A 21,996-nucleotide genomic window follows, 5' to 3' on the forward strand; every position below is an offset into this window, starting at 1 on the left:
CAGGTGATCGTGGTGGCCAAATGGACTGGCGCATTTTCCTGCCGTGGAGGAGGGTGATACCGCTGCTGAAAAGGAGCTCGCCATGTCGCGCAGCCTCTGCCTCAACCGTGAATGCCTCGGGCTCATTACCCGTATCGAATGCGTCATCCGGCCGATGCCCGGCGAGGATGGCCTGTGGATGCTGCTGTTTGCTGCCGGAATGTCTGGCGAGCAACCTTCTGCGCTTCGCTCCCAGGGACCGTTCAACAGTCTCGCTGCTGCCGAGTCCGTTCTGAGCAGCATTGCCGAAAATCTGCTATTGGGCGGCTATCATACTGCCGACGTGCCCATCTGGACGCTGCATATGCAGGCTGAACTGCGCCGGATCAACAGCGACAGTTCCAGCTATCAGCGTTCTTCTCCGTTCAAGTTATAGAGCGTGGTTTCTGCGTTATTTTGTCGCACACCTAGAGCCTTACGTTCCCGCTGATATACTCGCGCGTCTTTTTCAAAACACTTGCGAGTCTCAATGGAACGTTTCTTCGAAAATGCCATGTATGCATCGCGCTGGTTGCTGGCGCCGATCTATTTCGGTTTGTCCCTTGGGTTGCTGGCGCTTTGCCTGAAGTTCTTTCAGGAAATCTTTCACGTCCTCCCCAATATCTTCAGTCTGGCCGAAGCCGATCTGATCCTTGTGCTGTTGTCGCTGATCGACATGGCGCTGGTGGGCGGTCTGTTGGTCATGGTCATGATCTCCGGCTACGAGAACTTCGTTTCGCAGCTGGATATCGATGAAGACAAAGAAAAGCTCAACTGGCTGGGCACCATGGATTCCTCGTCGCTGAAGATGAAAGTCGCAGCGTCCATCGTGGCGATTTCGTCCATCCACCTGCTGCGCGTGTTCATGGACGCCACCAACATCAAGACTGAATACCTGATGTGGTACGTGATCATCCACATGACCTTCGTGATCTCGGCGTTCGCGATGGGCTATCTGGACAAGCTGACCAAACTGGACAAGCTGACCAAGCAGTAAACCCTTCGCTGCTTCAGGCTCATCTCCGCCTGCCCCGCGCTTGAAACGAACGAGGGGCGGGCGGTTTCGTTTCTGGATTGTTGTTTCGGCGTGCTGTAAAAAGTCCGCTGCGATGCTTTCAGCAAACGACGAAAGAGGTTCGATCATGAATTATCAGGAATTTACCGACCATGCTCAGGCTGGCCGGGTCAATGAGCTGAATCTGATCTCGATCGAGGGCGGCATTTATCTGCTGGAGGTGCTGATGAACGGCAGCTCCGGGATGCTCAAGGATCAAGCGGGCAAGACCTTGCATCTGCGCTCTGTCGAACATGCACGCGACCTGCTCAAGAACCTGCCGGTGGTGCCTTTCTATCTGGTCCACTGCGTGGTGCATGACGAACTGTGCGGCATGCCGGTCAATGACCGTTCCGAGATGCGCATGCCGATCTCCTTTCACTCATCCTGGTCCTGACGCAACGTAGCGCTTTGCCACGGTGGTAGGGCCTGTCAGGCCAATTGTGCTAGGCTGTTCGCCCTTTTGGTTCGGGGTGCCACCGAGCGGGTCGTGATTGCCACACAGGTTTTCATGTCCGCCGACAGCGCGCCCCTTTGCGGAGCAGTGTCATGTCCGAAGTCAATCTGTCCACCGACGAAACACGCGTCAGCTACGGTATTGGCCGTCAGTTGGGCGACCAACTGCGCGACAACCCGCCACCTGGCGTCAATCTGGACGCCATCCTGGCTGGCCTGACCGATGCGTTCAACAGCCTGCCGAGCCGCGTAGGTCAGGAAGAAATGTCCGCCAGCTTCAAGGTCATCCGCGAAATCATGCAGGCCGAAGCGGCTGCCAAGGCCGAGAAAGCGGCAGGCGCCGGTCTGGCTTATCTGGCGGAAAACGCCAAGCGTGAAGGCGTGACCACACTGGCTTCGGGTCTGCAGTTCGAAGTTCTGACCGCTGGCACAGGTCCAAAGCCGACGCGTGAAGATCAGGTTCGTACTCACTACCACGGTACGCTGATCGATGGCACCGTGTTCGACAGCTCGTACGATCGTGGCGAACCTGCCGAATTCCCGGTTGGCGGCGTGATCGCTGGCTGGACCGAGGCGCTGCAGCTGATGAACACCGGCAGCAAATGGCGTCTGTACGTGCCGAGCGAGCTGGCTTACGGCGCTCAAGGCGTTGGCAGCATCGCACCGCACAGCGTGCTGGTATTTGATGTGGAACTGCTGGCCGTTCTGTAACGGATTCAGGCGGTACGCAAGGTTGCTGAACGAGTCTTCTTGATCCGTTCAGCAACGGGGTTGTGCTGATGCTTCATGCTCAGTGCAACTCGCCTATCGGGCGCAACGCCCGCGCATAGCAGAACAGAAACAGATTGCGCACCAGCTCCTTGAGCACCACCGGCTCGCTGGAACTGAGGCTGTAAACATCCAGATCGCCCTGATCACGCAACTCCTCCAGCGCTTCCTCTTCCAGTACGGCACACACTTCCCCGGTTTCCCGATGAAGAATCCGCAGGTACGGGTGTGGACGGTCCAGCCATGCATCGATCAAATAAGTCATGTTCCATCTCCTGTGTCGGTTTGATGAGAATAATTCTTATTGAGATAATAGCAAGGCTCTATTGAGATTAATTCTCATTTTGTGCCGGGCGGTTGATGTGGCTCAATAAATGATGAAAGGCATGCCCACCCGGAGCGTGGGAGCGATCAAAGTTGTGTCCGATTATTTGGGGTGGATCAGGGCGATGGGCACGTTTTAGTGAAACAAAAAGCCCGTCACATGGACGGGCTTTTTCGTGCTGCTGATGCAATCAGTGCGTACGCGCGACTGCAAACTCGCTCAGTTCGACCAGCGCGTCGCGGTACTCGCTGGGCGGCAGGGCGTCCAGGCAGGCGATGGCCTTGGCGGCGTAGTCGCGGGCCAGTTGAGCGGTGTAATCCAGAGCGCCAGCGCTTTCGACGGCGTTGCGGATGCTTTCCAGATCTTCAAGGCCGCCTTTCTGAATGGCCTGACGAACCAGAGCAGCCTGCTCGGGCGTACCTTCGCGCATGGTGTAGATCAGCGGCAGGGTGGGTTTGCCTTCGGCAAGGTCATCGCCGACGTTCTTGCCCAGTGTTTCGGCATCGCCGCGGTAGTCCAGCAGGTCATCCACCAACTGGAAGGCGACACCCAGGTGATCACCAAAGGTGCGCAACGCCTCGGTCTGCTCGGCAGAAGCGCTGCACAGCGCAGCGGCGCTGTGGGTCGAGGCTTCGAACAGCATGGCTGTCTTGCCGCGAATCACTTCCATGTAAGTTTCTTCAGTGGTGCTGGCGTCGCGAACCTTGGACAATTGCAGCACTTCGCCTTCGGCGATGACACGTGTGGCCTTGGACAGGATTCTCATCACATCCATCGAGCCAAGTTCGACCATCATTTCGAAGGAGCGCGAATAAAGGAAGTCGCCGACCAGCACGCTTGGCGCATTGCCCCAGAGGGCGTTGGCCGTCGAGCGGCCGCGGCGCATGCCGGACATGTCGACGACATCGTCATGCAGCAGCGTGGCGGTATGCAGGAATTCGATGGTAGCGGCCAGCAGGCGCACATCGTCACCTTCGCGGCCCAGTGCCTTGCCACACAGCAATACCAGCAGAGGACGCAGGCGTTTGCCGCCAGCGGACGTGATGTAGTCGCCGATTTTCGAGACCAGCGGTACGCGTGACGTCAGTTGCTTTTTGATGATAACGTCAACGGCACTAAAGTCGTCCGCCACCGCGCGGTAGAAGGCTTGGGGTTGCATCAGCGACACGTGCTCCGGAAAGGTTGCGCCGCATGCTAGGTCGCGGGGTAGAGCGTGTCAAGGTATGACGAGCGGCCTCTTGCAACCCACCATAGGCTTGCGTACAATCGCGCACCCTAACTTTCCTGGGCAGCACCTGCCTTACGCAATTGCAAACGGGCCGTTCCAGCCTTATGCAGCCATGCCAGCCGATACTCTTCTTATAAAGAGCTGGGTGAGCAGGATTTTCGGAGAAATACCATGTACGCAGTAATTGTTACCGGTGGCAAGCAGTACAAAGTCGCCCCAGGTGAATACCTGAAAATTGAAAAGCTGGAAATCGCTACTGGCGAATCCGTCACTTTCGACCGAGTTCTGCTGGTTGGCAATGGCGACGACGTCAATATCGGTGCTCCGGTTGTTGCTGGCGCTACTGTCGTGGCAGAAGTGGTTTCGCAAGGTCGTCACGATAAGGTTCGCATCATCAAGTTCCGTCGTCGTAAGCACCACATGAAGCGCATGGGCCACCGCCAGTGGTACACCGAGATCAAAATCACAGGTATTCAGGCTTAATTTCAGCCTAATCCTCATTTGGAGAATTGACTCATGGCACACAAAAAAGCTGGTGGTAGTACCCGTAACGGGCGCGACTCAGAAGCCAAACGCCTTGGCGTGAAGATGTATGGCGGCCAGGCTATCATTCCGGGCAACATCATCGTGCGTCAGCGCGGCACCCAATTCCACGCTGGCTACGGCGTTGGCATGGGTAAAGATCACACCCTGTTCGCGAAAGTGGAAGGCGTGATCAAGTTTCAAGTCAAGGGCGCCTTCGGTCGCCGCTACGTGAGCATCGTTCCGAAGACTGAAGTCTCCGCAGCGTAATCATGCAGTAGCTTAAAAGCCCTGTCTTGCGACGGGGCTTTTTCGTTTGTAGAGGTAGAGAGTCAGGTGAGTCTCTTGCAAAACTGTTTGTGCGGGCTGTTGTGATGTTGACCCTTGGGGTCGCTGGTTTCTGATCGGTATCGCAACGCTCATTTTTGCAAGAGTCTTATGTAATTTATGTGGTTCTGCTCGTCCCTGTGGCGGGAGGCGTGCGTTATGAAATTTGTAGATGAAGTATCCATTCGAGTAAAGGCCGGTGACGGCGGCAACGGTTGCATGAGCTTCCGTCGCGAAAAATTCATCGAAAACGGTGGCCCTAACGGTGGCGACGGCGGCGATGGCGGTTCGGTCTATATGATGGCCGACGTCAACCTGAACACCCTGGTCGACTATCGCTATACGCGTCACTTCGATGCCGAGCGTGGTTCCAATGGTGGCAGCACTGACTGCACTGGTCGCAAGGGTGAAGAGCTGGTGTTGCGCGTGCCGGTCGGCACCACGATCATCGACGCCACCACTCAGGAAATCATCGGTGACCTGACTAAAGATGGTCAGCGCATCATGGTTGCCCAGGGTGGCTGGCACGGTCTGGGCAATACGCGCTTCAAATCCAGTACCAACCGTGCTCCACGCCAGACCACGCCGGGCAAGCCTGGCGATCAGCGTGATCTCAAGCTGGAATTGAAAGTGCTGGCAGACGTTGGTCTGCTTGGCTTGCCGAATGCGGGCAAAAGTACCTTCATTCGCTCTGTGTCTGCTGCCAAGCCGAAAGTGGCCGACTATCCGTTCACAACGCTGGTGCCGAACCTGGGTGTGGTCAGTGTCGATCGCTGGAAAAGCTTCGTCGTCGCCGACATTCCGGGTCTGATCGAAGGCGCATCCGATGGTGCAGGTCTGGGGATTCGCTTCCTCAAGCACTTGGCGCGTACTCGTTTGCTGTTGCACCTCGTCGACATGGCGCCGCTGGATGAAACCAGCGCTGCGGATTCGGCTGAGATCATTGTCAACGAGCTGGTCAAGTTCAGCCCGTCCCTGGCGGATCGTGATCGCTGGCTGGTGCTGAACAAATGCGATCAACTGCTTGAAGAAGAGCATGAGGCGCGCAAGCAGGAAATCGTTGATCGTCTGGAATGGACCGGTCCGGTTTACGTGATTTCTGCCATTGCCAAAGAAGGCACCGAGCAACTGACGCGCGACATCATGCGCTATCTCGAAGAGCGCAGCCTGCGCATCGCCGAGGAGCCTGGTTACGCCGAAGAGCTTGCCGAGCTGGATCAGCGCATCGAAGATGAGGCGCGTGCACAGTTGCAGGCGCTGGATGATCAGCGTGCGTTGCGCCGCAGTGGCGTGAAGAGCGTGCATGACATCGGCGACGATGACTGGGATGAAGAAGATGTGGACGATGAAGATGGTCCGGAAATCATTTACGTCCGTGACTGATCGCTTGAAGTAAACTTGAACGCCGCTACGTTTGTCAGCGGCGTTTTTGTATCTCGAATTTGAAAACTCTCTGGCTAAGGTTGGAAGATGATGCGCAGCAAAGTGACGGGTGCCCAGCGCTGGGTCGTGAAGATCGGCAGTGCCTTGCTGACGGCAGATGGCAAGGGTCTGGATCGTGCGGCCATGGGTGTGTGGGTCGAGCAGATGGTGGCGCTGCACGAAGCAGGCGTCGAGCTGGTGCTGGTTTCCTCCGGGGCGGTCGCTGCCGGCATGAGTCGCTTGGGCTGGACTGTTCGACCCAGTGCGATGCACGAGCTGCAGGCTGCGGCCGCCATCGGTCAAATGGGGTTGGTGCAGGCGTGGGAGTCGAGCTTTGCCGAGCATGATCGGCATACTGCGCAGATCCTTCTGACTCACGACGACCTGTCTGATCGCAAGCGCTATCTGAATGCTCGCAGCACGCTGCGCACTCTGGTCGAGCTGGGCGTGGTGCCGGTCATCAACGAAAACGATACCGTGGTCACTGATGAGATCCGCTTCGGCGACAACGACACGCTCGCGGCGCTGGTGGCCAATCTGGTCGAGGCTGATCTGCTGGTCATTCTTACGGATCGTGACGGCATGTTTGATGCTGATCCGCGCAAGAACCCCGATGCGCAGTTGATTTTCGAGGCTCGCGCTGATGATCCTGCTCTGGATGCGGTGGCGGGCGGCACGGGCGGGGCGCTGGGGCGTGGCGGGATGCAAACCAAGCTGCGTGCTGCACGTCTGGCGGCTCGTTCAGGGGCGCACACCGTGATTGTCGGCGGTCGCATCGAGCGCGTTCTGGCGCGGCTCAAGGGTGGTGAGCGGCTGGGTACGCTGCTATCGCCTGAGCGCGGCATGCTGGCTGCGCGCAAGCAGTGGCTGGCGGGGCATTTGCAGACTCGCGGTACGCTGGTGCTGGATGACGGTGCGGTGTCGGCCCTGGCTCGGGATCACAAGAGTCTGCTGCCGGTCGGCGTCAAGCTGGTGCAGGGCAGTTTCCGGCGCGGTGAGATGGTGGTTTGCGTTGCGCAAGACGGGCGTGAAGTGGCGCGGGGCTTGAGTAACTACAGTGCAGTGGAGGCGCAGAAGATCATCGGTCAGTCGTCAGAGGCTATCGTGCGCGAGCTGGGCTACATGGCTGAGCCTGAATTGATTCACCGCGACAACCTGATTCTCGTCTGAGTCGGGTTATTAACTGGAAGGGAAGGCTCGATGCGCGTCATGAAAGGTTTGTTGACTGCTTTGCTGTTCGTGCCTGTGCTGGTCTCGGCAGAAGAGATTGGTCAGGTGTCGACGGTGTTCAAGATGGTCGGGCCGAACGACCGGATCGTGGTGGAGGCCTTCGATGATCCAAAGGTTGATGGTGTGACCTGCTACCTTTCGCGTGCCAAGACGGGCGGCATCAAGGGTGGTCTGGGGTTGGCCGAGGATCGGGCGGAGGCGTCGATTGCCTGTCGTCAGGTTGGTCCGATCCACTTCAAGGAAAGCCTCAAGGATGGTGACGAGGTTTTCAAGGAGCGCACGTCGCTGGTGTTCAAGACTATGCAGGTGGTGAGGTTCTTCGACAAGAAGCGTAACTCGCTGGTGTATCTGGTCTACAGCGACCGAATCATCGAAGGCAGTCCGCAGAATGCGGTTACCGCCATTCCGATCCTGCCATGGTCGCCTGCGCCTGCTCCCTGATTGCGTGCAACTCGAGCTGATCGTTCCTCACGCTCTGCGTGGGGATGCGTCTCGGGGTGCTCTGCGTCCAGGTGCGCTTGCTTTCTCGCAGGCAATAAAAAACCGACCCTGAGGTCGGTTTTTCAACAAGCTGATCGCTTAGGCTGCAGCAGCAAGGCTCAGGGCCTTGATGTGACCGTTCAGGCGACCTTTATGGCGAGCAGCCTTGTTCTTGTGGATGATGCCTTTATCGGCCATACGGTCGATAACAGGTACAGCCAGAACATAAGCAGCTTGCGCTTTTTCAGCGTCTTTTGCGTCGATGGCTTTAACTACATTCTTGATGTAGGTACGAACCATGGAACGCAGGCTGGCGTTGTGGCTGCGACGCTTCTCAGCCTGTTTTGCACGTTTTTTGGCGGAAGGTGTGTTGGCCACCGTCGAGCTCCTCGAAAGACTTTGTGAAATAGCAAACAAAATAGGCCGCGAATCATGCCGATGAGTTGAAGTCTTGTCAAGGGCAGTTAAGGTGTTCCGCTGAGTGGTCGCTGCTTTTATCCGGATGATTTATTTCCGGCGTGCGACCTGTAAACTCGCGGCCTTTGGCTTCGGGCTTTTTATCGGCGCGAAGTATCGCATAAATGGACGGCTTAATCGCCCATCCTTTGCCAAGGCATACAAGTCTTTCAATGAATCTACTCAAGTCACTCGCCGCCGTCAGCTCTATCACAATGGTTTCCCGGGTCCTGGGCTTCATACGGGACACCATCATTGCGCGCACTTTCGGGGCCGGAATGGCGACCGACGCCTTCTTCATCGCCTTCAAATTGCCCAATCTGCTGCGGCGCATCTTTGCCGAGGGCGCTTTTTCCCAGGCATTCGTGCCGATCCTGGCCGAATACAAGAGCCAGCAGGGCGAAGAGGCGACTCGCACGTTCGTGGCTTACGTCACAGGGTTGCTGACGCTCGTTCTGGCACTGGTGACCCTGCTGGGTGTGATCTTCGCGCCCTGGGTGATCTGGGCCACCGCGCCGGGCTTTGTCGACACGCCTGAAAAATTCGCGCTGACCTCGGATCTGCTGCGGGTGACATTTCCTTATATATTGCTGATCTCGCTGTCATCGCTGGCGGGCGCGATCCTCAATACCTGGAACCGCTTTTCCGTACCGGCCTTCGTGCCGACCCTGCTCAATGTCAGCATGATCTTTTTTGCGTTGTTTCTGACCCCGTATTTCGATCCGCCGGTCATGGCGCTGGGCTGGGCCGTGCTGGCGGGCGGTCTGCTGCAGCTGCTGTATCAACTGCCACACCTGAAAAAAATCGGCATGCTGGTACTGCCGCGCCTGAATCTGCGTGATTCAGGTGTCTGGCGTGTGATGAAGCAGATGCTTCCTGCCATCCTCGGCGTCTCGGTCAGTCAGATTTCTCTGATCATCAACACGATATTTGCCTCGTTCCTCGTCGCCGGGTCTGTGTCGTGGATGTACTATGCCGACCGCCTCATGGAGTTGCCGTCTGGTGTTCTGGGAGTTGCGCTGGGTACGATTCTGCTGCCGATCCTCTCTAAGACCTACGCCCAGCGGGATCGTCAGGAGTATTCGCGCATTCTCGACTGGGGCCTGCGTCTGTGCTTCGTGCTGGTTCTGCCTTGCACGCTGGCCTTGGGTCTGCTGGCTGAACCGCTGACCGTTTCTCTGTTTCAATACGGCAAGTTCGATGCACTGGACGCTGCGATGACTCAGCGGGCGCTGGTCGCTTACTCGGTCGGCCTGCTGGGGATTATCCTGATCAAGGTCCTGGCTCCCGGCTTTTATGCGCAGCAGAATATTCGTACCCCGGTGAAAATCGCGATCTTTACCCTCATCGTGACTCAGTTGCTCAACCTGGCCTTCATTGTGCCGTTGCAGCATGCGGGGCTGGCGCTGGCGATCAGTGTCGGGGCGTGCATCAATGCCGGCCTGTTGTTCTGGCAGTTGCGCAAGCAGGCCCTGTTTCAGCCGCAGCCGGGCTGGGCGAAGTTTCTGTTCAAGCTGGTGATCGCTGTGGCGGCCATGTCAGGCGTTCTGCTGGGGATGATGCATGTCATGCCCGCGTGGGATGAAGGACACATGCTGGAGCGTTTCCTGCGTCTGGGCGCGCTGGTGGCAGCCGGTGTGGTGACGTATTTTGCGATGCTTTTGTTGCTGGGTTTCCGACTTCGGGATTTTGCCCGCAAAGCCATCATGTAAGCGGTATTTCAAAGGTGAGCTGTCGGATTTGTGCATTGCGCGCCGACTGCTTTGATCGGGTCCTGGTGTGTTGCCTGTCGTCCAGGGCCGTGTGTGGTTATAATCGGCCACTTTATGAGCAAGAAGTGCGTTATGCAGCTGGTTAGAGGTCTTCACAACCTGCGTCCCCAGCATCGGGGCTGCGTCGCCACGATTGGCAATTTCGACGGTGTTCACCGCGGCCACCAGGCTATTCTGGCGCGTCTGCGTGAGCGGGCTGTCGAATTGGGTGTGCCTAGCTGCGTGGTCATCTTTGAACCCCAGCCGCGCGAGTTCTTCGCGCCGGAGACTGCGCCGGCGCGCCTGGCCCGTTTGCGCGACAAGCTGGAACTGTTGAGTGCCGAGGGCGTGGACCGGGTCCTGTGCCTGTCCTTCAACCAGCGCCTGAGCAAGCTCAGTGCCGCCAGCTTCGTGGAAACCGTGCTGATCGACGGGCTAGGCATTCAGCATCTTGAAGTAGGCGATGACTTTCGTTTTGGCTGCGACCGGGTCGGCGATTTCGACTTCCTTCAGCAGGCCGGAACGACTTACGGATTTACGGTGGAAGCGGCGCAGACCGTTGAAATCGATGGCCTCCGCGTCAGCAGTACCAAGGTGCGTAAAGCCCTGGCTGTCGCGGATTTTGCCCTGGCCGAGCGTATGCTCGGTCGCCCGTTCCAGATCAGCGGACGGGTTTTGCATGGCCAGAAGCTGGCGCGTCAGTTGGGTACGCCCACTGCCAACGTGCAACTCAAGCGTCGTCGTGTACCTTTGAGCGGGGTTTACCTGGTCAGCGTGGATATCGATGGCAAGGCTTGGGCGGGTGTCGCCAACATCGGCGTGCGTCCCACGGTGGCGGGTGATGGCAGTGCCCATCTTGAAGTGCATCTTCTGGATTTTGCCGGCGACCTTTACGACCGGCGTTTGACGGTGGCTTTCCACCACAAGCTGCGTGATGAGCAGCGTTTTGCCTCTCTGGAGGCGCTCAAGACGGCGATCAATGCGGACGTCGCCGCCGCCCGTGCCCATTGGCATGGTCAACCGCTAACCAAGAGCCTGAAATGACCGACTATAAAGCCACGCTAAACCTTCCGGACACCGCCTTCCCTATGAAGGCCGGCCTGCCCCAGCGCGAGCCGCAAACTCTGCAGCGCTGGGACAGCATTGGCCTGTACCAGAAGCTGCGCGAAATTGGCAAGGATCGTCCGAAGTTCGTCCTGCACGACGGCCCTCCGTACGCCAACGGCAACATTCACATCGGTCATGCCGTCAACAAGATTCTCAAGGACATGATCCTGCGTTCCAAGACCCTGGCGGGCTTCGATGCCCCGTATGTGCCGGGCTGGGACTGTCATGGCCTGCCGATCGAGCACAAGGTCGAAGTCACTCACGGCAAGAACCTGTCCCCGGACAAAACCCGCGAGCTGTGCCGCGCCTATGCTGCGGAGCAGATCGAAGGCCAGAAGTCCGAGTTCATCCGTCTGGGTGTGCTGGGTGACTGGAGCAATCCGTACCTGACCATGAACTTCGCCAACGAAGCCGGGGAAATCCGCGCACTGGCCGAGATGGTCAAGGGCGGTTTTGTCTTCAAGGGGCTGAAGCCGGTCAACTGGTGTTTCGACTGCGGTTCGGCACTGGCTGAAGCAGAAGTTGAATATCAGGACAAGAAGTCCTCGACCATCGATGTCGCGTTTCCGATCGCTGACGACGCGAAGCTGGCTGCTGCATTCGGCCTGGCCTCGCTGGACAAGCCGGCCTCCATCGTCATCTGGACCACCACCCCTTGGACCATACCGGCCAACCAGGCGCTGAACGTCCATCCCGAGTTCAACTACGCGCTGGTCGATATCGGCGACAGGCTCTTGGTGCTGGCTGAAGAACTGGTCGAGTCCTGCCTGTCCCGCTACAAGCTGGAAGGTTCGGTGATCGCGACTACCACTGGCCAGTCGCTGGAACTGATCAACTTCCGTCATCCGTTCTATGACCGTCTGTCGCCGGTCTATCTGGCTGACTACGTCGAGCTGGGCGCCGGTACCGGTATCGTTCACTGCTCGCCAGCCTATGGCGTGGACGACTTCAATATCTGCAAGGCTTATGGCCTGAGCAACGACGACATCATCAGCCCGGTGCAGAGCAACGGCGTGTATGTCGAATCGCTGGAGTTCTTCGGTGGCCAGTTCATCTTCAAGGTCAACCAGAACATCATCGACAAGCTGGCCGAAGTCGGCAGCCTGATGCTCACCGAAACCATCAGCCACAGCTACATGCACTGCTGGCGTCACAAGTCGCCGCTGATCTACCGCGCCACTGCGCAATGGTTTGTCGGCATGGACAAGCAGCCCGCCACCGGCGATACGCTGCGTGAGCGTGCGGTCAAGGCCATCGAAGACACCGAGTTCGTTCCGGCCTGGGGTCAAGCGCGTCTGCATTCGATGATCGCCAATCGTCCCGACTGGTGCATCTCGCGTCAGCGCAACTGGGGCGTACCGATTCCGTTCTTCCTCCACAAGGAAAGCGGCGAGCTGCATCCACGCACCGTCGAACTGATGGAAGAAGTGGCGCAGCGCGTCGAGAAAGAAGGCATCGAGGCCTGGTTCAAACTGGACGCCAGCGAACTGCTGGGTGACGAGGCGGCCAAGTACGACAAGATATCCGACACACTGGACGTCTGGTTCGACTCCGGCACCACGCACTGGCATGTGCTGCGCGGCTCGCACCCGATGGGCCACGAAAGCGGTCCGCGTGCCGACCTGTACCTGGAAGGCTCCGACCAGCATCGCGGCTGGTTCCACTCGTCGCTGCTGACCGGTTGTGCCATCGACAACCATGCGCCGTATCGCGAACTGCTGACCCACGGATTCGTGGTCGACGAGAACGGTCGCAAGATGTCCAAGTCGCTGAACAACGTGGTAGCGCCGCAGAAGGTCAACGACTCGCTGGGCGCCGACATCATGCGTCTGTGGGTTTCTGCGACTGACTATTCCGGCGAAATGGCCGTGTCTGACCAGATCCTGCAGCGCAGCGCCGATGCCTATCGTCGTATTCGCAACACGGCCCGCTTCCTGCTCTCCAACCTGTCCGGCTTCAACCCGGCGACCGACCTGCTGCCGGCCGATGAAATGCTTGCGCTGGACCGTTGGGCTGTTGATCGCACCTTGCTGCTGCAGCGCGAGCTGCAAGAGAACTACAGCGAATACCGTTTCTGGAACGTGTACTCCAAGGTCCACAACTTCTGCGTGCAGGAGTTGGGTGGGTTCTACCTGGACATCATCAAGGATCGCCAGTACACCACGGGCGCGAACAGCACGGCACGTCGCTCGTGCCAGACCGCGCTGTTCCACATCTCCGAAGCGCTGGTTCGCTGGATCGCGCCGATCCTGGCATTTACCGCCGATGAGTTGTGGCAGTTCCTGCCGGGCGAGCGCAACGAATCCGTGATGCTGAACACCTGGTACGAAGGCCTGACCGAAATGCCTGCCGACTTCGAAATGGACCGCGCCTACTGGGAGCGGATCATGGCGGTGAAGACTTCGGTCAACAAGGAAATGGAGAACCTGCGCGCTGCCAAGGCTATTGGCGGCAATCTGCAGGCTGAAGTGACCCTGTATGCCGAAGACTCGCTGGTGGCGGATCTGTCGAAGCTGAGCAACGAGCTGCGCTTCGTGCTGATCACGTCCACAGCCAGCGTCGCGCCTTTGGCAGCGGCTCCGGCTGATGCAGTGGTTACCGAGGTCGCCGGTCTGAAGCTGAAGGTCGTCAAATCCAGTCATGCCAAGTGCGCCCGTTGCTGGCATCACCGTGAGGATGTGGGTGTGAACCCTGAGCATCCGGAAATCTGCGGTCGTTGCGTGGACAACATCAGCGGTGCCGGCGAGGTGCGTCACTATGCGTGATTCCGCTCCGGGCCGTTTCGGTCGTCTGAGCTGGTTGTGGTTGAGCGTGCTGGTGCTGGTCATCGACCAAGCCAGCAAGTTCTACTTTGAAAACCGCCTGGACCTGTACGAACAGATCGTGGTGATTCCGGACTACTTCAGCTGGATGCTGGCGTACAACACCGGTGCCGCCTTCAGCTTTCTGGCTGACGGTGCCGGCTGGCAGCGCTGGTTGTTTGCCCTGATCGCCGTTGTGGTCAGCGCGGTGCTGGTGGTCTGGCTCAAGCGCCTGGGGCGCGACGACACCTGGCTGGCCATTGCGCTGGCGCTGGTGCTGGGCGGCGCATTGGGCAACCTCTATGACCGCATCGTGCTGGGCCACGTGATTGACTTCATTCTGGTTCACTGGCAGAACCGCTGGCACTTCCCGGCCTTCAACGTGGCCGACAGCGGCATCACCGTTGGTGCGATCATGCTGGCGCTGGATATGTTCAAGAGCAAGAAAGCCGGAGAGCCTGCCCATGACTGAACAGTCTTCGACCCAAGGCTTGTCCGACGAGCTGCGCATCGGTCAGAACACGCAGGTCACGCTGCATTTTGCCCTGCGTCTGGAAAACGGCGACACCGTCGACAGCACCTTCGAAAAGGCCCCGGCCACGTTCAAGGTCGGTGACGGCAACCTTCTGCCGGGCTTTGAAGCCGCCATTTTCGGCTTCAAGGCAGGCGATCGGAAGACCGTGCAGATCCTGCCGGAAAGCGCCTTTGGTCAGCCCAACCCACAAAACGTGCAGATCATGCCACGCTCGCAGTTTGCGGGTATGGAACTGTCCGAAGGGTTGCTGGTGATCTTCAATGATGCGGCCAACACCGAGTTGCCCGGCGTGGTGAAAGCATTCGATGATGAACAGGTCACCATCGACTTCAATCACCCGCTGGCAGGCAAGACGCTGAGCTTTGAAGTGCAGATCTTCGAAGTGAAAGCGATTCTGGCGTCCTGATCCCGATATCGAGCCCGGCTCCGGCCGGGCTGCTTCGCACGTAACCATGAGGCACAGCATGCAAATCAAACTCGCCAACCCCCGCGGCTTTTGTGCCGGTGTGGACCGCGCGATCGAAATCGTCAATCGTGCCCTGGAAGTGTTTGGTCCGCCGATCTATGTGCGCCATGAAGTGGTTCATAACAAATTCGTCGTCGAAGACCTGCGCTCCCGTGGTGCGATCTTCGTCGAAGAGCTGGAGCAGGTGCCGGACGACGTCATTGTCATCTTCAGTGCCCACGGCGTTTCCCAGGCCGTACGTACCGAAGCAGCCGGGCGTGGCTTGAAGGTGTTCGACGCTACCTGCCCGCTGGTGACCAAGGTCCACATCGAAGTCGCCCGTTACAGCCGTGATGGTCGCGAATGCATCCTGATCGGTCATGAAGGCCATCCGGAAGTGGAAGGCACCATGGGGCAATACGATGCCGCCAACGGTGGTGCGATCTATCTGGTCGAGGACGAAGCCGACGTTGCAAGCCTGCAAGTGCGTAACCCGGATTCGCTGGCGTTCGTGACCCAGACCACGTTGTCCATGGATGACACCAGTCGCGTCATTGATGCATTGCGTCAGAAATTCCCGGCCATCGGCGGCCCGCGCAAGGATGACATCTGCTACGCCACCCAAAACCGTCAGGATGCGGTCAAGCAACTGGCCGACGAATGCGATGTGGTCCTGGTAGTGGGCAGCCCGAACAGCTCCAATTCCAATCGCCTGCGTGAACTGGCCGAGCGCATGTCCACACCTGCCTATCTCATCGACGGTGCCGAAGACATGCAGCGCAGCTGGTTTGATGGAGTCGAGCGCGTTGGCATCACCGCAGGTGCCTCGGCGCCGGAAGTGCTGGTGCGCGGTGTCATCCAGCAACTGCAGGCCTGGGGCGCCACCGGTGCCGATGAACTGGCCGGTCGCGAAGAGAACATTACGTTCTCCATGCCCAAGGAATTGCGGGTCAAGTCGCTGCTCTGAGTCGGCTCAGCCGCACAGTGGCGCCTCAGCTTTCTTATTGTCGATCCTGACCCGCCCGGTCCTGGCCACTATCACGCGATAGTGGCTGACCGGCTGGTCTTTGACGCACACATGTATCGTCCCGTTGGCCGAGTTACGCAGGCCGCCCAGCTCGGTGAATGTCAGATGTTCAGCCACTTTCCTGTTGCCGACGATTCTGGTGTCGGTCGACCTTGCGCGTTCGACGAGCAACACGTCCTGATCGTCGGGGCCTTTGCCGTCCGAGTCGAGAATAATCCGCCAACCGTTACTCCAGTCGCCGTCTATTGCATGGATCGTCGTCCATTGGTTGCGCGTGATGGCCGCTACTCGTGCCGACCGTATTCCGCTGGCCAGTTCCTGGGCAGCGACGAGTCTGCGGTTGTTGTCGATCACGTCCGTAAGAGAAGGCATGGCGACATGAGCAAGAATGGCAACCAGTGCGACAACCACCAGCAGTTCGATCAGCGTAAATCCTGCCTGCTTCATCTGTTTTCCTTCCCTGGAAAGACCGTTTCAAACGCGTCCGGGCGTTCGTCATTGCAAAACAACCGTACGTCCCGCTATAGATTTTCCGACGGCATTGCTGCCTTATAGTCGTAACGTCTAGGAGACACTCAATGCGTCATATAGCCAAGGGATTCAGCCTCATCGAATTGTTAGTCACTGTGTCCCTGGTGGGCATCCTGGCAGCTATCGCGATCCCGAACTTCACCAGCACTCTGCAGAGCAACAAGGCTGATACCGAGCTCAATGATTTGCAGCGCGCCCTCAACTATGCGCGGCTCGAGGCGATAAACAGAGGAGTGAGTGTGCGAATCGCGCCCACCACCGGGACTGCATGGAATACCGAGTTGCAGGTGTATCGAGTCGCCGATGCGACCACGGTCGCTTCCGACTCGACCAAGGTCTTGCGCAAGGTGGCGGCCATGAGCAGCGGCGGCGCGCTCGTGGCGGCCAACGTGAATGCCATTGATTTCAATAATCTGGGCGGACTCATCGCGCCTGCTACGGCGGTAGCCATGACTTACACCCGAGGCTCCGTCACCAGAACCATGAATATTTGCCTGACCGGCCGGATTGTCCTCGGTGGAAGCTGCTGATGCCCAATAAACCCCGACATCGCCAGACCGGCATGACCCTTATCGAAGTACTGGTTTCGGTGTTGATCCTTGCCATCGGCCTGCTGGGCGCGGCGGCAATCCAGCTGAACGCCTTGAAGTACACGGACAGTGCGGCGATGACCAGTCAGGCCAGTTTCATTGCCTACGACATGATGGATCGCATTCGGGCGAATGTGGATGGCAACGCGGCCAGTACAGGCGGACAAAACGTCCTGGCAACCTATGGTCTGAACAGTCTGGCAGCGGCTCCGGGGGCCAATATCAACGTCGCGCGGGATCAGGATCTGTTTGATTTCAAAAACAACATCAACAATTTTGCAGGCGCGACCGGGACAGGGGTGATCAACGTTGCCAATGCGCCTGAAGTGACCATCACCATCACCTGGGACGACACGCGTGCCGCGAGCGCCAATACCGTAGCGAACACGGGGACTGCACCCGCCAGCCCCACGACCCGGACGTTCACGCTTACTTCGCGTATCGGGGTGAATCCATGAGAAGGCTGTCCAGAGGCTTCGGCCTGGTCGAAATCATGGTCGCTCTGGTGCTCGGGCTTGTTGTCAGCCTGGGTATCGTCCAGATATTCACCGCATCCAGAGGCACGTACCAGAGTCAGAATGCGTCGGCACGCATGCAGGAAGATGCGCGCTTTGTGTTGAGCAAGATGATTCAGGAAATTCGCATGACCGGCATGTATGGATGCCTGAGTTTCAGTAACAACATTCCCGTAGCGCCTGCCATTGCTCTGCCGCCAGCGCTTGATAATCCTATCCTCTGGGATAACGCCAACAAGATACTCACGCTGGTGACGGCCGACGTGGGAACCACCGGCAGTGCGCCGACTTGGACAATCGTGTCGAACTGCCTGACTACGACGCAGCTTTATGTTGGTGCAAGAACTCCTGCGACGGGGCAGACGGCGTTTCCGCTGAGGCAGTTGGTCTATGTCCTGACCGGAACCAATCTGATGATCAAATTCGGTACGGGTGGCGATCCGCAGCCACTTCTGCAAAACGTTGCCGATTTCTCTGTTTCCTTCGGCATGGCAGGTAATCCCATGTCCTATAAGACGGCGATCACCCCAGCCAACGCTGGCGACATTCGCAGTGTGCGAATCAACCTCACGTTACTTGATCCGGACAACCGGGTCGAAGACCAGACGTACAGCGTTGTCGCCTATTTGCGTAACCGCTTTTGAACGGGCCGAGCATGAACAAGACCTTTAGACTCAATTTGACCAAAAGCTTCCCGGTCCGTCAGAGCGGAATGGTGCTGCTGGTCAGTCTGGTGTTTCTGTTGCTGCTCACGTTGTTGGGGATTTCCTCGATGCAGAACGCCACATTGCAGGAAAAAATGGCGGGCAGCGTGGTGGTCCGCAATCAGTCGTTTCAGTTGGCCGAAAGTGTGTTGCGTCTTGGCGAGTCGGCTATCAAGGCGGGCAGGGTGGTACCGGCTGCCTGCTCGAGTCTGGCTACATGCGCGCCACCTGCCGAGTCTACCGTGGTAACTTCCGCTGGCCTGGGCCCATCCGGGGTGACCTGGATTTCAGAGGGGGGAGGGTTTTATGCCGTTCAAAACCTGGGGAACACGGCCGCTCCCATAAAGCGGCCTGCCTGCGCGAGTGGCGGTTCAGTTTTTACGTTGTACCGAGTGACCGCTGTTGCGATAAATGGCGGAACGTCGCGAACCGTGCTGGAGAGCATCTATGCCAATTGCTGAAGCGCTTCGCCGTGGAATGAAGTATGTCTACGGTATGTTGCTGGCGTTGTATCTGGCGTCGCCGGTCTATGCCTTCACACCGGCACAGGTGCCGTTGCTCAGTTCCTCGGCAGTGCCGCCCAACCTGATGCTGCTCGTGGACAACTCGGGCAGTATGTACAACATCATCTGGGCGTCCGGGTTTGATCCGAACGTCAATCGCCCTGATATCCAGTATTACTCCACGCAGTGTGTGAGTGGTCTGATTACGGTTCCGTGTCCGTTCATAAGCACCATCTCGGGCGGGGAAACGCTCTCAGTGGGCGCCATCAACGCGACAGGTGTGGCCGGCATTTCACTGTCATGCCTGTTCGGTGGGCGCACGATCTTTCGCAACGGCATTCGTTACTGCGTCGTTTTGCCTGATCCTGCCGGGAATGGCCTGACGCGTTATACCGCAGATTATCTGTCGTATCTGATCGATCTGGTCACGCCTGGCCTCTTCGATTTGGGTGTGCGAAATTACACCAACGGTGTGATCCCCAACGATTTCCGCATGAACGTCGCGAAGACCGTTGCGACCAATCTGGTTTCCAACAACCTTACGCTCAGGATCGGACTGGCGACCTTCAACGAGCCGAATAACTTCGATCTCGGGCCGGGTGGCAGGATTTCCAGAGTGGTCACCGATCTGTCTCCGGTCGCAGCCTCGACGTTTCAGCCAGCAGTCACTCAGACGCAGGCCACCGCCAACGTTAACGCGCTCAAGCAGGCCATCGCCAACCTGACCCCTTCCGCCAACACGCCGCTGGCGGAAACCTATTACGAGATCACCCGTTATTTCCGTGGTATGGCGCCCTTTTATCAGAGTGCTGCCAACTATGTGAGCCCCATTCAATACCGCTGTCAGAAGAACTACGGCGTGGTGGTCACCGATGGTTTGCCGACCTACGACCGCACGTTCCCCACCAATGATCCGGAAGATGTCGCTGACACCACACGTTCATTGCCCAACTGGGATCTGAATGCAGCCAACGACGGAAACAATCTGTCGGGTGATGGAGAGGGTGACACGCTGTATCTGGATGACCTGGCCAAGTTCGCCTACGACATCGACCTGCGTCGCGATGCTTCGGCTGCCGGGGGCGATCTGACCGGGAAGAGCTGGGACACCGCAGGTTTCCCTAAACAAAATCTGAGTACCTACACCATTGGCTTCACAGCCAACAACCAGATGCTGGTCGATGCGGCGAACGACGCTCACGGCCGTGGAAAATACTTCCAGGCCAATGACAGCTCAGGGCTGAATGCTGCCTTGAACCTTGCGCTGAGTGATATCTATGCCAAGGCGGGTTCTGGCGGCGGGGGGGCTGCTAACTCTGCGACCCTGCAAGCAGGTACGCGTTTTTTCCAGACGTTGTATGACCCTTCCGACTGGCACGGGACGATCAATGCGTTCGATCTGGATGCAGCGACCGCAGATACAGGTACTGCGGTCTGGACGACCGACACGACTATAACCTCCAGCTCGGCCGCGCCTACTTTCGAAACCTGGAACACCGCCACGCTCGCCAGAGTGACTCTGGACTTCAATTCGATCTCGCAGCCGCAAAGGGACGCCGTCAACGCTACCTTGCCAACGGGTGTCACTGGCGTTCAGCTGATTTCCTGGGCCAAAGGCACTGCCAATACAGCCTTGCGAACACGTACCCGTCTGCTGGGTGATCTGATCAATACCAATCTGGCCGTGGCGCTTCCGACCGAAAAAACGTCAACTGACATGACGGGCAGCACCTCTTACAGTACTTACCTGGCGAATAAAGCCAGCAATATGGCGTACAACGTGTTGGTAAACGCCAATGACGGCTTTTTGAATGTGATCAGTGCCGACAATGGCAGGCGCACCTATGCCTACATGCCCTCGACTGCGCTGACATCACTGGCAACCGTGGCATCGATCAATTATGGTCTTGGCTTGCACAAATTCACTGCTGACGGTCAGATTTCGATATTCGACACTCAGGCAGGCAGCAATGCTTCATGGCGCACTGTAGCGGTCAGTGGTCTTGGGGCAGGCGGTAAGGCATTCTTCGCCCTCAAGCTGTTCGAGGGGACTGCCAATAACGTCAGTGCATTGTGGGAGGTCAAGGCGCCTGATGTTTCCACACCCACAAACGGCTTCAACAATCTGGGTTACACCTATTCAAAGCCCGAAGCGGCACGTATGGCGGATGGGACCGGGATTGTCGTTGTCGGTAATGGTTATGGAAGTTTTACGGGCCGGGCCTCGCTTTTTGTCCTGAACGCCAACACCGGAGCACTCATCGCTGAGATACCCACCCCTGTAACGGGCAGCGAAACCGATAACGGACTGTCGTCGGTCAGGCTGCGGGTCAATGCGCAGAACGTAGTGCAGGCCGCATATGCAGGTGACTTGAAAGGCCGTCTGTGGAAGTTTGATCTAAGCGGGACATCAGCCAGCAGTTGGAAGGTGGCTTTCAATGGTGCGCCATTGTTCACTACGCCAAGAGGTGCGAACCAGCCGATCACCGTTCAGCCGCTGATTCTGGATCACCCGCTGAACGGCAAGATCATCTATTTCGGGACCGGCAAGTTTCTCGAGACAGCGGACAAGCAGACGACAGCGCTTCAGGATTTCTATGCAATCTGGGACGCTGACACGGCATCGGGCAACTATGTGGAAAGCAACTTGCAGGCTCAGGCAGTCACGGGCACGGTGACTGGCAGCGACGCGACCTACTTCACTTCCACTTCCAATGATGTTGACTGGGCATCGAAGCGGGGGTGGTTCCTGCCGTTGTCCACCGTCGAACCCTATGTTGGCGAACGCATCATTTACCCTGCTCAAACAAGCAGGGGGCGCATCATCTTCACCACTGCCGCCGTTAACTCGACAGACCCCTGTGAAAGCACGGGTACAGGGCGTCTGTTTGAGCTGGAATCTGCAACTGGCAGTATGCTCAATTATCAGGTGCTGGACACCAACGGAGATCTGGACGTAAACGCACTGGACGTGCGTGTTTCGGGCCGTGCGGTAGGCAGTGGCATTCCGATTCTGGCTTCTATTCTGGCGGGAACGGTAAGTCTTGGAACCGATACCAACGGCAATCCAAAGGACCCGGAAGATCGGAAAATATTGATCGATTCCAGTGGCAACATACTCCGGCTTCCTGAGGACAGTGGCTCAGGCGCAAAAAACACATTCCAACGCATCATGTGGCGACAAATCCAATAGGGAAGCTG

Annotated in this window: 24 protein-coding genes; 20 read left to right on the forward strand and 4 right to left on the reverse strand. The window is 57.9% G+C overall.

Features of this window, described 5'->3' with window-relative positions; translation table 11 throughout:
* Positions 1-82 precede the first annotated feature (82 nt).
* From KDX39_RS20510 to KDX39_RS20525, 4 genes are all read left to right on the forward strand, one after another.
* Entirely contained in the window at positions 83-415 is a 333-nt protein-coding gene (locus tag KDX39_RS20510) for a PA4575 family protein (RefSeq protein WP_231661629.1), read from the forward strand.
* 93 nt (positions 416-508) lie between these two features.
* Complete coding sequence (locus KDX39_RS20515) at positions 509-1,015, forward strand: TIGR00645 family protein (protein WP_099226412.1); 507 nt, start codon at positions 509-511, stop codon at positions 1,013-1,015.
* A 145-nt stretch (positions 1,016-1,160) separates the two neighbouring features.
* Entirely contained in the window at positions 1,161-1,469 is a 309-nt protein-coding gene (locus KDX39_RS20520; RefSeq protein WP_004884049.1) for a DUF6482 family protein, read from the forward strand.
* Positions 1,470-1,621: 152 nt separating this feature from the next.
* Entirely contained in the window at positions 1,622-2,239 is a 618-nt protein-coding gene (locus KDX39_RS20525) for an FKBP-type peptidyl-prolyl cis-trans isomerase (protein WP_025995629.1), read from the forward strand.
* A gap of 79 nt (positions 2,240-2,318) precedes the next feature.
* On the opposite strand, the gene KDX39_RS20530 is transcribed toward KDX39_RS20525, so the two are convergent.
* On the reverse strand, positions 2,319-2,561 hold the full coding sequence (locus KDX39_RS20530) for a PA4570 family protein (protein ID WP_004884051.1): 243 nt from the start codon (positions 2,559-2,561) through the stop codon (positions 2,319-2,321).
* Between the two features lie 250 nt (positions 2,562-2,811).
* On the reverse strand, positions 2,812-3,780 hold the full coding sequence (locus tag KDX39_RS20535) for a polyprenyl synthetase family protein (RefSeq protein ID WP_029243818.1): 969 nt from the start codon (positions 3,778-3,780) through the stop codon (positions 2,812-2,814).
* Positions 3,781-4,020: 240 nt separating this feature from the next.
* On the opposite strand from KDX39_RS20535, the gene rplU reads away from it, so the two are divergent.
* The 5 genes from rplU to KDX39_RS20560 all read left to right on the forward strand — a co-directional run bounded on the left by rplU (position 4,021) and on the right by KDX39_RS20560 (position 7,791).
* Positions 4,021-4,332 (forward strand): 50S ribosomal protein L21, encoded by a 312-nt coding sequence (gene rplU / locus KDX39_RS20540; RefSeq protein WP_002551971.1) that lies wholly within the window; start codon positions 4,021-4,023, stop codon positions 4,330-4,332.
* 33 nt (positions 4,333-4,365) lie between these two features.
* Positions 4,366-4,641, forward strand: a complete 276-nt coding sequence (gene rpmA / locus KDX39_RS20545) for a 50S ribosomal protein L27 (protein ID WP_002551972.1) — start codon at positions 4,366-4,368, stop codon at positions 4,639-4,641.
* 216 nt (positions 4,642-4,857) lie between these two features.
* Positions 4,858-6,081, forward strand: a complete 1,224-nt coding sequence (gene cgtA, locus KDX39_RS20550) for an Obg family GTPase CgtA (RefSeq protein ID WP_004884053.1) — start codon at positions 4,858-4,860, stop codon at positions 6,079-6,081.
* 90 nt (positions 6,082-6,171) lie between these two features.
* Entirely contained in the window at positions 6,172-7,290 is a 1,119-nt protein-coding gene (proB, locus tag KDX39_RS20555) for a glutamate 5-kinase (RefSeq protein WP_231661725.1), read from the forward strand.
* Between the two features lie 30 nt (positions 7,291-7,320).
* Positions 7,321-7,791: a CreA family protein gene (locus KDX39_RS20560; RefSeq protein ID WP_184321341.1), complete on the forward strand. Its 471-nt coding sequence runs from the start codon at positions 7,321-7,323 to the stop codon at positions 7,789-7,791.
* Positions 7,792-7,929: 138 nt separating this feature from the next.
* Here KDX39_RS20560 and rpsT read toward each other — a convergent pair whose 3' ends face one another.
* Positions 7,930-8,208, reverse strand: coding sequence for a 30S ribosomal protein S20 (gene rpsT / locus KDX39_RS20565; protein WP_003344603.1), 279 nt, complete (start codon positions 8,206-8,208; stop codon positions 7,930-7,932).
* A gap of 251 nt (positions 8,209-8,459) precedes the next feature.
* On the opposite strand from rpsT, the gene murJ reads away from it, so the two are divergent.
* From murJ to ispH, 6 genes are all read left to right on the forward strand, one after another.
* Positions 8,460-9,998, forward strand: coding sequence for a murein biosynthesis integral membrane protein MurJ (murJ, locus tag KDX39_RS20570; protein WP_099226408.1), 1,539 nt, complete (start codon positions 8,460-8,462; stop codon positions 9,996-9,998).
* A 132-nt stretch (positions 9,999-10,130) separates the two neighbouring features.
* Positions 10,131-11,081 carry a bifunctional riboflavin kinase/FAD synthetase gene (gene ribF, locus KDX39_RS20575; protein ID WP_231661630.1) on the forward strand — a complete coding sequence of 317 codons (951 nt, stop codon included), beginning with the start codon at positions 10,131-10,133 and terminating at the stop codon, positions 11,079-11,081.
* Positions 11,078-13,909, forward strand: a complete 2,832-nt coding sequence (gene ileS, locus KDX39_RS20580; RefSeq protein WP_231661631.1) for an isoleucine--tRNA ligase — start codon at positions 11,078-11,080, stop codon at positions 13,907-13,909. The genes ribF and ileS overlap by 4 nt, the downstream gene beginning before the upstream one ends.
* Positions 13,902-14,417 carry a signal peptidase II gene (gene lspA, locus KDX39_RS20585; RefSeq protein ID WP_198692858.1) on the forward strand — a complete coding sequence of 172 codons (516 nt, stop codon included), beginning with the start codon at positions 13,902-13,904 and terminating at the stop codon, positions 14,415-14,417. Before ileS ends, lspA begins: the two co-directional genes overlap by 8 nt.
* Complete coding sequence (locus KDX39_RS20590) at positions 14,410-14,886, forward strand: FKBP-type peptidyl-prolyl cis-trans isomerase (protein ID WP_231661632.1); 477 nt, start codon at positions 14,410-14,412, stop codon at positions 14,884-14,886. Before lspA ends, KDX39_RS20590 begins: the two co-directional genes overlap by 8 nt.
* 58 nt (positions 14,887-14,944) lie before the next feature.
* A complete protein-coding gene (gene ispH, locus KDX39_RS20595; protein WP_231661633.1) occupies positions 14,945-15,892 on the forward strand; it encodes a 4-hydroxy-3-methylbut-2-enyl diphosphate reductase in 948 nt (315 codons plus the stop codon).
* Between the two features lie 6 nt (positions 15,893-15,898).
* On the opposite strand, the gene KDX39_RS20600 is transcribed toward ispH, so the two are convergent.
* On the reverse strand, positions 15,899-16,399 hold the full coding sequence (locus tag KDX39_RS20600; RefSeq protein WP_231661634.1) for a GspH/FimT family pseudopilin: 501 nt from the start codon (positions 16,397-16,399) through the stop codon (positions 15,899-15,901).
* Positions 16,400-16,530: 131 nt separating this feature from the next.
* Here KDX39_RS20600 and KDX39_RS20605 point away from each other — a divergent pair, with 131 nt between their 5' ends.
* Genes KDX39_RS20605 through KDX39_RS20625 form a run of 5 tightly spaced genes read left to right on the forward strand, consistent with a single transcriptional unit; the run spans position 16,531 to position 21,988 of the window.
* Positions 16,531-17,013, forward strand: coding sequence for a GspH/FimT family pseudopilin (locus KDX39_RS20605; RefSeq protein ID WP_231661635.1), 483 nt, complete (start codon positions 16,531-16,533; stop codon positions 17,011-17,013).
* Positions 17,013-17,531, forward strand: a complete 519-nt coding sequence (gene pilV / locus KDX39_RS20610) for a type IV pilus modification protein PilV (RefSeq protein ID WP_184321330.1) — start codon at positions 17,013-17,015, stop codon at positions 17,529-17,531. Before KDX39_RS20605 ends, pilV begins: the two co-directional genes overlap by 1 nt.
* A complete protein-coding gene (locus tag KDX39_RS20615) occupies positions 17,528-18,232 on the forward strand; it encodes a PilW family protein (protein WP_231661636.1) in 705 nt (234 codons plus the stop codon). Before pilV ends, KDX39_RS20615 begins: the two co-directional genes overlap by 4 nt.
* An 11-nt stretch (positions 18,233-18,243) precedes the next feature.
* A complete protein-coding gene (locus KDX39_RS20620; RefSeq protein WP_231661637.1) occupies positions 18,244-18,753 on the forward strand; it encodes a pilus assembly PilX family protein in 510 nt (169 codons plus the stop codon).
* Positions 18,740-21,988, forward strand: coding sequence for a pilus assembly protein (locus KDX39_RS20625; RefSeq protein ID WP_231661638.1), 3,249 nt, complete (start codon positions 18,740-18,742; stop codon positions 21,986-21,988). Before KDX39_RS20620 ends, KDX39_RS20625 begins: the two co-directional genes overlap by 14 nt.
* The last annotated feature ends 8 nt before the right edge of the window (positions 21,989-21,996 follow it).

Origin of the sequence: Pseudomonas sp. CDFA 610 (genome assembly GCF_021147865.1) — a bacterium.
Lineage (GTDB): Bacteria > Pseudomonadota > Gammaproteobacteria > Pseudomonadales > Pseudomonadaceae > Aquipseudomonas > Aquipseudomonas alliivorans.